Raw genomic sequence first — 13318 nt, 5'->3', positions numbered from 1 at the left:
ACGAGGCGGGCCCGGGGGCTCACGACGTCGGCGAGCACCAGTGCCTCGCGCTTGAGGGGCGCGGTGACCGACAGGCCGCGCCACTCGGCCCCGAGTCCGCGCACGAAGCCCGACAGGTCGCCGGCGGTCACCCGGACCGCCTCGTAGTCCCAGTCGAGCCCGACCGCCGCGTAGCCGGTCGTGTGCAGGACGGGCGACAGCGAGTGGGCGATCGGATCGCCGAGCACCGCGCACTTCACCATGAGGAGATCGCCGCCCTCAGCAGGCGCGGGACTGGGTGTCGCAGTACTCCCGGAGCTCGGCCTGGTACTGCAGGAACTCCTCGTAGGACTCCGCGAACTTCGTCTTGCCGGTCCGCAGGTTGACCGTCACGTAGTAGTACCAGTCACCGTTCTTGGGGTTGAGCGCCGCGCGGATCGCGTCCTCGCCCGGGTTGCCGATCGGGCCGGGCGGCAGGCCCTTGTTGGTGAAGGTGTTGTAGGGGCCGGGCGCGGTCTCCCGCTCCTCCTGGGTGAGGCCGACGGTCAACGGGCGGCCCAGCGCGAAGTCGACGGTGGCGTCGATCTGCAGGAAGCCGGCCTGACCGGCGGTGCCGGGGTTCTCGACGCGGTTGTAGACCACCCGGGCGATCTTGGGCATGTCGGACCCGCGTCCCTCCGCCTCGACCAGCGCCGCGACCGTCATCACCTCGTGGGGGGTGTAGCCGATCTCCTCGGCGGCGGCCTCGAGGTCGAGGTCGGCAGCGGCCTGCTCCCAGCGCTCGACCATGCCCTTGACGAGGGTCGCAGCCGTGTCCTGCGGCGTCACGACGTAGGTGGCGGGGAAGAGGTAGCCCTCCGGGTTGCCCCGGGCGTAGTCCGGCAGACCGAGCATCGCCGTGTCCGCGAGCGCGGCACGGATCGCCTTCTTCTTGAAGTCGGTCGCCTCGGCGATCCGGTCCACCACGTCCGCCACCCGCAGGCCCTCGGGGATCGTCACCGTGTCCTGGGCGAGGTTGCCGGGGTCGACCAGGACGTCGACGACGTCGGAGGCCTTCATCTCCTTCTTGAGCACGTAGCTGCCCGCCTGGATCCCGGTCGCGCCGTCGTTGGACGACGCGGCGTCGACGAACGCCTCGGAGGACGCCACGACGCCGAGCTCCTCGAGCTCGTCGCCCATCGACTTGATCGTCTGCCCGGGGTCGACGACGAACATGACCTGGCCCTTGCCCGGGCCCGGGTAGTCCTCGGCCTCGCCGAAGAGGTCCTCGAACCACGGCCGCACCACGTAGTTGGCCGCCGCAGCGATGAGCACGCCGGCGATCACCACGAACACGAGCATCGGCAGGCAGCCCGAGAAGCGGCGCTTGCGCCGTCGCTGGCCGCGCGTCGCGTCCTCGGTCAGGACGTACTCGTCACTCATGCGTCTCCTCGACGTCGTTGCCCTGGGGGGCGTCCCCGGTTTCTACCAGCGCGACCACCTCGCCCGGCGGGGTGCCCGTCCCCCGCTCGGTGTCGAGCGCGTGCTGCAGGATCACGACGGCCGCGACCTGGTCGACCACGGCGCGCCGATGCTGTCCCTTGCGCTGATCGCGGAGCATAGCCTCCGCCGTCACGGTCGTGAGGCGCTCGTCGACCAGCCGCACCGGGACCGGCGCGACGCGCTCGGCCAACAGGCGGGCGAACAGCCGGGTCTTCACCGCCGCCGGGCCCTCGGTGCCCGACATCGAGCGCGGCAGGCCCACGACGACCTCGACAGCCTCCTCGGCCACGACCAGCTGCTTCAACCGGCGCAGGTCGCCCTTGCCCCGTCGTACCGTCTCCACGGGCGTCGCCAGGATCCCGGACGGGTCGCTGCGCGCGACGCCGATCCGGGCGTCGCCCGGGTCGACGCCGAGGCGCACACCCCGCCGCACGGTCTAGGACCCGGCGACCGCAGCGGTCACCGCGGCGAGCGCCTCGGAGATCCGCGTCGCGTCGGTCCCGCCGCCCTGGGCCACGTCGTCCTTGCCGCCGCCGCGGCCGTCGACGAACGGCGCGACCGCGCGGACGAGCTCGTTGGCAGACACGCCGCGCGCCCGGCCGGCGTCGTTGACCGCTGCGACGACCGAGACCTTGCCGTTAGCCACGCCGATGACGACCGCGACACCCGGGGCGTCGCCGGGCAGCCGCCCGCGGACGTCGAGGGCGAGCGTACGGACGTCGCCGCCGCCGGCCCCGTCGACGTGGTGGGCGACGACGTTGACGCCGTTGACCTCCACGGCACCCGCGGCGAGGGCAGCACCCCCGGCGAGGAGCTGGCCCATCCGGACCTTCTCGATCTCCTTCTCCGCGACCCGCAGCTTCTCGACCAGGTCGTTGACGCGCTCCGGCAGGTCCTCCGGCCGCGCCTTCAGGGTCTCGGCGAGCTGCGCGACGAGCAGGTGCTCGCGCGCGAGGAACTGGTAGGCGTCGGTGCCGACGAGCGCCTCGACCCGACGCACCCCGGAGCCGATCGACGCCTCGCCGAGGAGCTTGATGACGCCGAGGCGGCCCGAGCTCTGGGCGTGCGTGCCGCCGCAGAGCTCCCGCGCCCAGTCGCCCACGGAGACGACCCGCACCTGGTCGCCGTACTTCTCGCCGAAGAGGGCCATCGCGCCGGACGCGACGGCCTCCTTCTGGGTCATCACCTCGGCCTGCACGGCGAGGTCGTCGAGGACGACCGCGTTGACGCGCGCCTCGACGTCGGCCATCACCGACGCGGGCACCGCACCCGTGGCCGAGAAGTCGAACCGGAAGCGCCCCGGGGAGTTCTCCGAACCCGCCTGCGTCGCGGTCTCGCCGAGCGCCTCGCGGAACGCCTTGTGGACCATGTGGGTGGCGGTGTGCGACCGCGAGATCGCCAGCCGACGCTCGGTGTCGACCTTGGCCTGGCCGGCGACGCCGGCCGCGACCTCGCCCGCGAGCACCTTCACCTTGTGGACGACCAGGCCGGAGATCGGCGACTGGACGTCACGGACCTCGAGGACAGCGCCGTTCGCCAGCTCGATGACGCCCTGGTCGGAGAGCTGGCCGCCGCCCTCGGCATAGAACGGCGTGCGGTCGAGGACCAGCTCGACCTCGTCGCCCTGCTGGGCGGAGCCGACGACCGCGCCGTCGACGACGATGCCGCGCACGGTGCCCTCGTCGACGACCGTGTCATAGCCGGTGAACTCGACCGACCGGCCGAGACCGTCGGCGATCGCCCGGTAGGAGTCGGTGTTGCGGTGCGAGCCCTTCTTGGCCTTCGCGTCGGCCTTGGCCCGCTCCCGCTGCTCGGTCATGAGGCGGCGGAAGCCTTCCTCGTCGACCTGGAGCCCCTTCTCGGCGGCCATCTCGAGGGTGAGGTCGATCGGGAAGCCATAGGTGTCGTGGAGCTGGAACGCCTTGTCACCGGAGAACACGGTCCCACCGGAGGTCTTCACCTCACCCGCGGCGAGGTCGAAGATGCTGGTGCCCGACTTGAGGGTCGCGCGGAACGCGTCCTCCTCGGCGTAGGCGACCGTCGAGATCCGCTCCCAGTTGGTGAGCAGGTCGGTGTAGGTCTCCCCCATCTTGTCGCGGCTGACGGGGAGCAGCTCGGGGAGGCAGGGGTCCTCGTAGCCGAGCAGCCGGACCGATCGGACCACGCGCCGGGCGAGCCGGCGCAGCACGTAGCCGCGGCCTTCGTTGCCCGGCGTGACGCCGTCGTTGATGAGCATCATCGAGGAGCGGATGTGGTCGGCGATGACCCGGAACCGGACGTCGTCGGCCGGGTTCGCGCCGTACTTCTTGCCGGTGAGCTGCTCGGCCTTCTCGATCACGGGGAACATGACGTCGATCTCGTACATGTTCTCCTTGCCCTGGAGCAGGAAGGCGACGCGCTCGAGACCCATGCCGGTGTCGATGTTCTTCTTCGGCAGGGACCCCGCGATGTCGAAGTCCTCCTTGCTGCGGACGGCGGAGAGCTCGTCCTGCATGAAGACCAGGTTCCAGATCTCGAGGTAGCGGTCCTCGAGCTCGGTCGGCATCGCGAGCCGCTCGGTGGTGGCGAACTCGCCGTCCGGGCCGTACGACGGGCCGCGGTCGTAGAGGATCTCCGAGCACGGTCCACCGGGGCCGGGGACGCCCATCGACCAGTAGTTCTCGCGCTTGCCGAGCTTGACGATCCGCTCCGCGGGCAAGCCGGTGACCTGCATCCAGTGCTCGAGCGCCTCGTCGTCCCCGTGCAGGATCGACGGCCACAGCCGGCCCTCCTCGAGGCCGAACCCGCCGTCGGCGACGGACTTGGTCACCAGGTCCCACGCCAGCTCGATCGCGCCGGCCTTGAAGTAGTCGCCGAACGAGAAGTTGCCGCACATCTCGAAGAACGTGCCGTGCCGGGTGGTCTTGCCGACGTCCTCGATGTCAGGCGTGCGGATGCACTTCTGGACGCTCGTCGCCCGCTCGTACGGCGGGGTCTCCTGGCCGAGGAAGTAGGGCTTGAACGGGACCATGCCCGCGTTGACGAACAGCAGGTTCGGGTCGTCGAGGAGCAGCGACGCCGACGGGACAGGGGTGTGCCCGGCCGCCTCGAAGTGCGCCAGGAACCGCGTGCGGATCTCCGCGGTGCTCAAGCCGCTGTCCATCAGTCGTTGCCTCTCTCGGTGGGTCCGCCACCGGACGCTAGTGCCCGGTGGCGTGCGGCGGCGACCTCATAACGCTGCCGCAGGTGGTTCTCGGAGTCGACCATGCCTTGGTGGAACTCGTCCCGGAACATCCGGGCGCCCAGCGACGCGGCGCTGGCGCGGTCCTTCATCCCGTCGGGGGTGAACGCCTCGGCGACCCGCTGGGCCTTGACGACGCCGTAGACGCCGGCGGCGGCTCCGGCGACGAACCAGAGGCCCCGCCTCACGGGTGTTGCCTCATCGCGTCACTTCCGGGAGCGCCGCTCGCTGGCGTGCCTCCCACTCGCGCACAGCCTGCTTGGTGTCGACCTTGCGCTGCTTGCGGGAACGCTTGACCTCACGCTTCATCTCGAAGCGGATCCGGTTGCGGACCTCCGGGGCCATCGCTCGGCGCAGGCCGGCCGCCAACGAGGCGGTGCGGACCAGGCTCTCCCGCAGCAGGATGTCGACGAAGACCGGGCCGGGGACGGTCGGCACCAGGGCCAACGGCCCTCCGGCTGCCTTGCGCTGCCCCAGCTGGGTGATGACGTAGTCCTTGTCGTCGACGATCGTGAGGTCGGAGAGCCGCAGCGTGCGGCGCGCCTCCTCCAGCTGCTGGGCCTCCTCCAGGAGCTGGGCCTGGAGCGCGTCGAGCTCCTCGCGGAGGGCGTCGACGTCGGCGGCCGCGTTGGAGAGGACCTCCTCGCCCTGCTCGCGGGTGCGCCGCAGCTCGCTCGAGAGCCGCGCGACCGCGACGGCCAGGCCGATGACGACGAGGACGGTCAGGAAGGCCAACCACCCGGGGACCACCAGCGCACTCGTCATGGGACCCAAGACTATCGGCCTCGGATGATCCGCCGAACTCGCTCCCACCGCTGCTTCACTCCGGCCTCGGCGCCGAGCTCGGTCGGCTGGTAGTACGCCGCGTCCAGGACGACGTCCGGGAGGTACTGCTGCTCGGCCACACCGAACGGCTCGTCGTGGGCATAGACGTACGACGTGCCGTGGCCGAGCTTCTTCGCCCCGGCGTAGTGCGCATCCCGCAGGTGCGGAGGGACCTGCCCGATCTTCCCGGCCCGGACGTCGGCGACGGCCGCCCCGATCGCGGTCGTCACCGCGTTGGACTTCGGTGCCACCGCCAGCGCGATGGTGGCGTGCGCGAGGGTCAGCTGGGCCTCCGGCATCCCGATGAGCTGGACCGTCTGGGCCGCGGCGACGGCGGTCGGGAGCGCCATCGGGTCCGCCAGCCCGATGTCCTCGCTCGCGAGGATCATCAGCCGACGGGCGATGAATCGCGGGTCCTCCCCCGCCTCCAGCATCCGCGCCAGGTAGTGCAGCGCCGCGTCGGCGTCGGAACCGCGCACCGACTTGATGAACGCGCTGATCACGTCGTAGTGCTGGTCGCCGTCGCGGTCGTAGCGCACCGCGGCCTGGTCCGCCGCCGTCTCCGCGGTGCCCACGTCGATCGTCGGCCGGGCGCCGGCCCCCGCCTGGAGCGAGGCCGCCCCGGCAGCGGCCTCGAGGTAGGTCAGCGCCCGGCGGGCATCGCCGCCGGCCAGCCGGACGACGTGGTCGAGCGCCGCGGCGTCCACGTCGTACCCGTCCGCGAGCCCGCGCTCGTCGGTCGCGGCCCGTTCGAGGAGCGCCCGGACGTCGTCGTCGGTCAACGACTCGAGCCGGAGCAGCAGGCTGCGCGAGAGCAGCGGGGAGATGACGCTGAACGACGGGTTCTCGGTGGTCGCGGCCACCAGGGTGACCCAGCGGTTCTCGACGCCGGGCAGGAGCGCGTCCTGCTGGGCCTTGCTGAACCGGTGCACCTCGTCGACGAACAGCACCGTCTCGCGGCCGGACCCGACCAGGGTGGCGCGCGCGGCGTCGATCGCCGCTCGGACCTCCTTCACCCCGGCCGAGACGGCGGAGACCTCGACGAAGCGACGCCCTGTGTGCCGGCTGAGGATCGACGCGATCGTGGTCTTGCCGGTGCCGGGCGGCCCCCAGAGCAGCAGCGACATCGCCCGGTCGCCCTCGATCAGCTGGCGGAGCGGGGACCCGGGTGCGCGGAGCTGCGGCTGTCCGACGAGCTCGTCGAGCGTCCGAGGACGCATCCGGACCGCCAGCGGCGCAGCCGCGTGCACGGCGTCCGACAACGACCCACCGGCCGTGCCGGCACCAACGCCGGACCGGCCGGCGTCGGGAGCATCGAACAGCGCGTCGTCGGACACGCCGCCATTGTCGTCGTTCAGGCTCTGCCGATCGACTTCGCGTCCAGGTCGAACCAGGTGTCGGCGTAGCCGGGCTGCTGGCGCAGGTCCGTGGCCGGGCTGGCGCCCGGGTCCGGAGCACCCGTGGTGTCGACCCCGAGCAGACGCGCGGTGATCGGCTCACGAGGGTGAGCACCGAGCCGGCCCGGGAAGTGGCAGGCGACCTTGTGCCGCTTGCCGATCTGGAGCAGCGGCGGCTCGTGCCGGGTGCAGATCTCCTGCGCGATCGGGCACCGGGTCCGGAACCGGCACCCCGAGGGCGGGTCGATCGGGCTGGGGACGTCGCCGGTGAGGCGGATCCGCTCGCGCCGACCGCCCGTCGCCGCCTGCTTGATGTCCGGCACCGCCGACAGCAACGCCTGCGTGTAGGGGTGGTGTGCGTTGCTGTAGATGCTCGCCCGGTCGCCGATCTCGACGATCTTGCCGAGATACATCACCGCCACCTCGGGACAGAAGTGCCGCACGACCGCGAGGTCGTGCGCGATGAAGAGGAACGCGATCCCGAACTCCTTCTGCAGGTCCTGCAGGAGGTTGATCACCTGGGCCTGGATCGACACGTCGAGGGCCGAGACCGGCTCGTCGGCCACCATCAGCTTCGGCTGGAGGGCGAGTGCGCGGGCGATGCCGATGCGCTGGCGCTGACCGCCGGAGAACTCGTTGGGATAGCGGTTGTAGTGCTCGGGGTTCAGACCGACGACCTCGAGCAGCTCCTGGACCCGGGAGAGCACCTTGTTCTTCGGCACCACGTTGTGGATCCGCAGGGGTGCTCCGACGATCGCACCGACGGTGTGGCGCGGGTTCAGCGAGCTGTAGGGATCCTGGAAGATCATCTGGATCTCCCGGCGCAACGGCTTGAGGGTGCCTTCGCTCATCGTGGCGAGGTCGGCACCTTCGAACAGCATCGAGCCGCCGGTCGGCTTGTAGAGCCGGGTGATCAGCTGACCGGTCGTCGACTTGCCACAGCCCGACTCCCCGACCAGGCCGAGGGACCCGCCCTTGGGCACCTCGAACGACACCCCGTCGACGGCCTGGACGTGCCCGACCGTCCGGCGCATCAGCGCCGTCTTGATCGGGAAGTACATCCGCAGGTTGTCGACGCTCAGCACCGCCTCGGCGTCCGGGTTGAGCTCCGCGGCGGCGTGGGTCTGCCCGACCAGGTCCTGGAACGCGACGGGCTCGTCGTACTGCTGAAAGGGCGCAGCGCCCGTCGGGGCCTCGGCCTCGGGTCCGGGCAGCTCAGCGTCGGTGGTCAACGGAGCCCTCCCTCCATGATCTCGGGCGCGATCTCAGGGAGGACCTCGGCCTCGTAGATCGCGTCGGGGTTGGCCAGGTGGCAGCGCTTGAGATGGTTCTCGCCGCGGACACCGGGCAGCAGCTCGGGCAGGGTCGTCCGGCAGAGGTCGCCCTGCACCTTCGACGCGTGCACGCAGCGGGGGTGGAAGGCACAGCCCGTCGGCGGTGCCAACAGGCTGGGCGGGTTGCCCGGGATCGGGATCATCCGGGCGTTGGTGTCGGCGCTGACGTCGGGCACGCTCGAGAGCAGGCCCCAGGTGTAGGGCATCTCCGGGTGCGTCAGGATGTCCTTGCACGGGCCGTACTCGACCGCCCGGCCGCCGTACATGACGAGGACGTCGTCAGCCATCTCCGCCACGACGCCGAGGTCGTGGGTGATGATGATGACCGCGGAGTTGAACTCCCGCTGCAGGTCCTGGAGCAGGTCGAGGATCTGGGCCTGCACCGTCACGTCGAGCGCGGTGGTCGGCTCGTCGGCGATGAGGAGCGACGGGTTGTTGATCAGGCCCATCGCGATCATCGCGCGCTGACGCATGCCGCCGGAGAACTGGTGCGGGTAGTTGTCGACCCGACGGTCCGGCTGCGGGATGCCGACCCGGTCGAGCATCTCGATGGCGCGCGCTCGGGCCTCCCGCTTCGTCGCACCCTTGTGGTGGACGAGGTAGGCCTCGGAGAGCTGCTTGCCGATCTTGTAGAACGGGTGGAGCGCGGCCAGCGCGTCCTGGAAGATCATCGCGACCGAGTTGCCCCGCAGCGACCGCATCTTGTCCTCGGACAGGCCGACCACCTCGGTGCCGCCGACCACGATCGACCCGTCGATCTGGGCCGAACGGCGGTCGTGCAGGCCTAGCACGGCCATGCTCGACACCGACTTGCCGGACCCGGACTCACCGACGATGCCCAGGGTCTTGCCGAGGTCGACGCCGTAGGACAGGTCGGTCACCGCCTGGACGAGGCCGTCGGCCGTCGGGAAGCGGACCGTCAGGTCCGTCACCTTGAGGTAGGGCTCGTTGCCCTCGACCGACGTCACGAAAGCCTCACTCTCGGGTCGAGCACGCTGTAGACGATGTCGACGATCACGTTCATGACGACGACCGACACCGCGAGGATGAGCGAGGTCGCCTGCACGACGGGAAGGTCCTTGATGTAGGTGGCCTCGACACCCCACTTGCCGATGCCCTCGAGGTCGAAGATCGCCTCGGTGAACACCGTGCCGGAGAGCAGGAAGGCGACGTCGAGGCCGAAGATCGTGACCACGGGCACCAACGCGGACCTCAGCCCGTGCTTGAACACGACGGTCCTCGATCTCAGCCCCTTGGCCTTGGCTGTTCGGACGTAGTCCTCGCTCAACGCCTCGACCATCGCGCCGCGGGAGTAGCGGGTATAGGCGGTGGCGCCGTAGAGGCCCATCACCAGCCACACCAGCAACAGTCCGGAGAACCACGATGCTGGGTTGTCGAAGAAGGAGACGTACTGCACCTCGGGGAACGCCGAGGTCGAGAGGGTCAGGAGCAGGAAGCTCAGGAGCGCGACGAGGTAGTAGGGCAGCGAGCTGAAGACGAGGGTCGAGGCGACCAGCACCTTGTCAGCGAGCGTGCCTCTGCGTCTCGCCGCGAGCACGCCCGTCGACACCCCGATGAGGAGATAGAGGGTCGAGGCGCCGAGCGCGAGGCTCAGGGTGACCGGGAACCGGTCCTTGAGCTGTTCGGTGACCTGGCTGCGGTCTCGGTAGGAGAGGCCGAGGCAGGGTGCTGCGCAGACGTACTCGGTGGTCCCGAACTCGATCTTCCGCTCCGAGACCAGGCCCTTGGCCCACTTGCCGTACTCGGAGTAGATGGGGTTGTCATAGCCGAGCTTCTGCTCGTAGTCCACGAGCTTCGCGTCTGTGCATCTGTTGTTGGTGTCCCGGCGGCACAGCTCCAGCGCCGGGCTCTTGGGCCCGTACCAGAAGAGCGCGTAGACGAGGATCGAGACCATCACCACGATCAGCGAGCCGGCGAGGACCCGCTTGACGAGGAAAGAGAACATCGAGAGGTCCCTCCGGGACAAGAAGAGTTGCGGCCACCGTGCTGGGTGGGGCCTGAGGCCCCACCCAGCACGTGGATGTTGCGGCTACCGCGTCAGCGAGGTCACTCGCTGATGAAGATGGTGCGGTAGTCCGGCGCGCCACCGACGGAAGTGTCGTTGGCGAGCCCCTGGATCGACGTGCCGAAGCCGAAGATGTTCTGGTAGTAGCCGGTGTTGATGACGGGCTGGTAGTCCGTCATCGCCGACTGCTCCAGGGCACCCCACGCGTCCGCCTGCTCGTCGACCGGGAGGAGCTTGATCCGCTCGATCTCGGCGTCGACCTCCGGCACCGAGAAGTTACCGGTGTTGTAGGCAGAGCCCGTGCCGATGATGACCGGCATGAACGTCGAGGCCGACGGCCAGTCCTGGCACCACGCCGTACCGAGAAGGTTGATCTTCTTGTACAGCGCGTTCTCCGGGTCGGTCCACACGTCGTAGAGGCTGCCCGCGGTGTAGGGGTACTTCTTCACCGCGAAGCCACCCTCCTCGTAGCCACGCTGCCGCTGCTCCGCGGCCGCCTCGCCCTCGGGGGTCGACGCGTCGTAGACGAAGGAGACCTCGTACTCGCCCGGCTCGAAGCCGGCCTCGGCCAGCAACTCCTTGGACTTGTCGGGGTCGAAGGAGATGCCCTCGCCGTCGAAGCCCTGGAACGGCGTACGACCGGCCATGCCCGGGGGCAGGAGGCCGAAGCCGAGGTCGGGGTCGGTCACGCCGTTGGCGAGCGTGACACCGACGACCTCACCAGCGGCCGACCAGATGTTCTCGTAGTCGTAGGCGTAGGCCAGCGCGCGCCGGACCTCGACCTCGGGGATCTTGTCGAAGTTCGGCATCACGAAGCCGGTGCAGGGCTGCGGGCCGACCAGGATCTGGTCGGTCAGGCCGTCCTGCTGGGCCTTGTTGTAGTCGGTCGACTGCAGGGCCGTGACGACCGTGGTCGCACCCGCGTCGCTGAGGACCGTCTCGCCCGCGATCTGCGGGTTGAAGTCGAACTTGAAGGTGTACTTGTCCACGAGCTGGCGACGAGCAGGGTCCGTGGCCGGGTCCCACTGGTCGTTGGGGACCAGGACGAGCTCCTGGTTCGGGACGAAGCGCTCGACCTTGTAGGGGCCGGTCGACAGCGGGTTGAGACCGTAGTCGGCAGCCTTGGCGTCGAGCGGGACCGGGCCGATCGCCGGGAAGATGGAGTAGTAGTCCATCTCCGGGAACGGGGTGCTGAACTTCATCACGATGTCGTTGCCCTCGACCGTGACACCCGGGAAGTCGTCGCCGGAGGCGTACGGACCGTTGTAGTCCTCGCCGCCCTCGAAGTACGGCTTGGAGTACGACGTACCGGGGCCGGTGGCGAACGCGTCGCCGTCGAAGGAACGCTTGATGCCGAAGGCGACCTCCTCAGCGGTGACCGGGTCGCCGGTCTCCCACTTGATGCCGTCCTTGAGCGTGAATCGCCACTCGGTGAAGTCCTCGTTGGGCGTACCGAGGTCGGTCGCGAGGTCGGGGACGAGCTCGTAGCTGCCGTCCTCGCCCTGGCGGAACGTGGTGAGCGAGCGGAACAGGAGGTCCTGCGCGATGCCGTTGTCGGTCACCGACCACAGGGCGGCCGGGTCGAGCAGCGCGGGGCCGTCGTCCGGGTCCGGGGCGAGGACGGTGAGCTCGCCGCCCTCCTGCTGGCCCTCGAGCTCGGGGGCCGGACCCACGGCGTCGGGGTTCTTGCCCCCCGAGGTCGTCGCGCCCTTGCTGAGGTCGTCGTTGTTGGCGGAGTTGGACGAGGTGTCGTCGTCGCCTCCTCCTCCACAAGCGGCGAGGGTCAGCGCCAGCGCGGTGGCGCTGATGCCGGCGGCGAACGCCTTGGTGCGTTTCATGTGTCCAGCCTTTCTTTCTGTTGCGTTGGCGGCACGGTCAGGCCGCCGACGAAGGGTGCTAACGGCGGGTCTTCGGGTCGAACGCGTCCCGAATCGCATCGCCGAGCAGGTTGAGGGCGACCACGAGGATCGCGATGCCGATCACCGGCGCGAGGAGGTACTGCGGGTAGAGCTCCCACCAGTTGGTGGCTGCGGCGATCGTCCGACCCCACGACTCGCGCTGGAAGACGCCGATACCGAGGTAGGACAGACCGGCCTCGGCGGCGACGTAGGCCGGCAGGCCGAGGGAGAAGGAGATGACGATCGGCGCGATCAGGTTGGGCAGCATCTCCTTGACCAGGATCCGCCGCGTCGGAGCCCCGATCACCCGGGCAGCCTTGACGAACTCGCGCTCGCGCAGCGAGATCACCTCACCGCGCACCAGGCGGGCCACGCCCATCCAGCCGAAGAACGTGAGGATCGCGATGAGGGCCCAGAAGCTCACCGTGCGCAGCTTCTCCGGATCGGTCGCGAACCGCTCGTTGAGGATCGGGGCGATCGCCAGCGCGCCGACGAGGAACGGGAAGGTGAGGAACAGGTCGGTGGCGAAGGAGATGATCGAGTCGACGATGCCGCCGAGGAAACCGGCGATGAGACCGAGCGTCACCCCGATGATCGTCGAGAGCACCGCTGCCATGGTCGCCAGGAACATCGAGGTCTGGCAGCCCTTGATCCAGACCGCGAGGTTGTCGGTGCCGGTGCCCGGGGCGACGCCGAACGGGTGCTCGGGGTCGAAGCCGTGGTTGGGCGGACCCTTCTTCGGCAGCTGGTTGCTGAAGTCGATGAAGTCGCTCGCGCGCACGGTCTCGGTGGAGACGCCGAGCAGGTCGCACCACTGGTCGGCGAAGATCGCGATCAGGACGAAGAAGAGGACGACGATGAAGCAGACGACCGCGATCGGGTCCTTGCGGAGCCGGTCGAACGCGATCCGGAGCGGTGACCGCCCGGCGATGGCACGTCGCTCACCCTCCGAGGGCGGAGCGCTCTGCTCGTCGTGACCTACGAGCTCGGTCGCCGGCAGTGCCATCCGATCCCCTTCGCAGCCAGTCGCCGGACAGGCCCGGCAGCACGCTGCCCGATGCAGGCGCCGTCCGTGACTCTAGGCGAGCGTGACTGCGTTGGGGATCACCGAGCGGTAACGATGTGGTCACGGTCACCGCGTCCGGCGGAAGGCCCCT

General features: G+C 69.7%; 11 protein-coding genes and 1 pseudogene. All 12 read right to left on the bottom strand.

The window, feature by feature from the left end; translation table 11 throughout:
- Window positions 1-242 (bottom strand): annotated as a pseudogene (locus H0487_RS00970) (shikimate dehydrogenase); the annotation flags it as partial.
- 16 nt (window positions 243-258) lie between these two features.
- On the bottom strand, window positions 259-1401 hold the full coding sequence (gene mltG / locus H0487_RS00965; protein ID WP_183092342.1) for an endolytic transglycosylase MltG: 1143 nt from the start codon (window positions 1399-1401) through the stop codon (window positions 259-261).
- Window positions 1394-1894 (bottom strand): Holliday junction resolvase RuvX, encoded by a 501-nt coding sequence (gene ruvX, locus H0487_RS00960; protein WP_183092341.1) that lies wholly within the window; start codon window positions 1892-1894, stop codon window positions 1394-1396. Before ruvX ends, mltG begins: the two co-directional genes overlap by 8 nt.
- 3 nt (window positions 1895-1897) lie before the next feature.
- A complete protein-coding gene (gene alaS, locus H0487_RS00955) occupies window positions 1898-4603 on the bottom strand; it encodes an alanine--tRNA ligase (protein WP_246382835.1) in 2706 nt (901 codons plus the stop codon).
- Window positions 4603-4869 (bottom strand): DUF6167 family protein, encoded by a 267-nt coding sequence (locus tag H0487_RS00950; RefSeq protein WP_183092340.1) that lies wholly within the window; start codon window positions 4867-4869, stop codon window positions 4603-4605. The genes alaS and H0487_RS00950 overlap by 1 nt, the downstream gene beginning before the upstream one ends.
- 10 nt (window positions 4870-4879) lie before the next feature.
- On the bottom strand, window positions 4880-5446 hold the full coding sequence (locus tag H0487_RS00945) for a hypothetical protein (RefSeq protein ID WP_183092339.1): 567 nt from the start codon (window positions 5444-5446) through the stop codon (window positions 4880-4882).
- A gap of 11 nt (window positions 5447-5457) precedes the next feature.
- A complete protein-coding gene (locus tag H0487_RS00940; protein WP_376766659.1) occupies window positions 5458-6843 on the bottom strand; it encodes a replication-associated recombination protein A in 1386 nt (461 codons plus the stop codon).
- Between the two features lie 17 nt (window positions 6844-6860).
- Entirely contained in the window at window positions 6861-7964 is a 1104-nt protein-coding gene (locus H0487_RS00935) for an ABC transporter ATP-binding protein (RefSeq protein ID WP_183092354.1), read from the bottom strand.
- Window positions 7965-8131: 167 nt separating this feature from the next.
- On the bottom strand, window positions 8132-9205 hold the full coding sequence (locus tag H0487_RS00930) for an ABC transporter ATP-binding protein (RefSeq protein ID WP_183092338.1): 1074 nt from the start codon (window positions 9203-9205) through the stop codon (window positions 8132-8134).
- The gene (locus H0487_RS00925) at window positions 9202-10203 is read right to left on the bottom strand and encodes an ABC transporter permease (protein WP_183092337.1); all 1002 of its coding nucleotides are present in this window, start codon (window positions 10201-10203) and stop codon (window positions 9202-9204) included. Before H0487_RS00925 ends, H0487_RS00930 begins: the two co-directional genes overlap by 4 nt.
- Window positions 10204-10304: 101 nt before the next feature.
- Complete coding sequence (locus tag H0487_RS00920; protein WP_183092336.1) at window positions 10305-12101, bottom strand: ABC transporter substrate-binding protein; 1797 nt, start codon at window positions 12099-12101, stop codon at window positions 10305-10307.
- Window positions 12102-12159: 58 nt separating this feature from the next.
- Window positions 12160-13167, bottom strand: coding sequence for an ABC transporter permease (locus H0487_RS00915; protein WP_246382834.1), 1008 nt, complete (start codon window positions 13165-13167; stop codon window positions 12160-12162).
- Window positions 13168-13318: the final 151 nt, after the last annotated feature.

The sequence above is a fragment of the Nocardioides stalactiti genome (genome assembly GCF_014180715.1).
Taxonomy (GTDB): domain Bacteria; phylum Actinomycetota; class Actinomycetes; order Propionibacteriales; family Nocardioidaceae; genus Nocardioides; species Nocardioides stalactiti.
This window is presented reverse-complemented; position numbering and strand designations above follow the sequence as displayed.

Excerpts from the sequence above, each read along its gene's own strand:
- mltG (WP_183092342.1), bottom strand. The coding sequence starts at position 1,401 with ATGAGTGACGAGTACGTCCTGACCGAGGACGCGACGCGCGGCCAGCGA.
- alaS (WP_246382835.1), bottom strand. The coding sequence starts at position 4,603 with ATGGACAGCGGCTTGAGCACCGCGGAGATCCGCACGCGGTTCCTGGCG.
- H0487_RS00945 (WP_183092339.1), bottom strand. The coding sequence starts at position 5,446 with ATGACGAGTGCGCTGGTGGTCCCCGGGTGGTTGGCCTTCCTGACCGTC.
- H0487_RS00935 (WP_183092354.1), bottom strand. The coding sequence starts at position 7,964 with ATGTACTTCCCGATCAAGACGGCGCTGATGCGCCGGACGGTCGGGCAC.
- H0487_RS00925 (WP_183092337.1), bottom strand. The coding sequence starts at position 10,203 with ATGTTCTCTTTCCTCGTCAAGCGGGTCCTCGCCGGCTCGCTGATCGTG.
- H0487_RS00920 (WP_183092336.1), bottom strand. The coding sequence starts at position 12,101 with ATGAAACGCACCAAGGCGTTCGCCGCCGGCATCAGCGCCACCGCGCTG.
- H0487_RS00915 (WP_246382834.1), bottom strand. The coding sequence starts at position 13,167 with ATGGCACTGCCGGCGACCGAGCTCGTAGGTCACGACGAGCAGAGCGCT.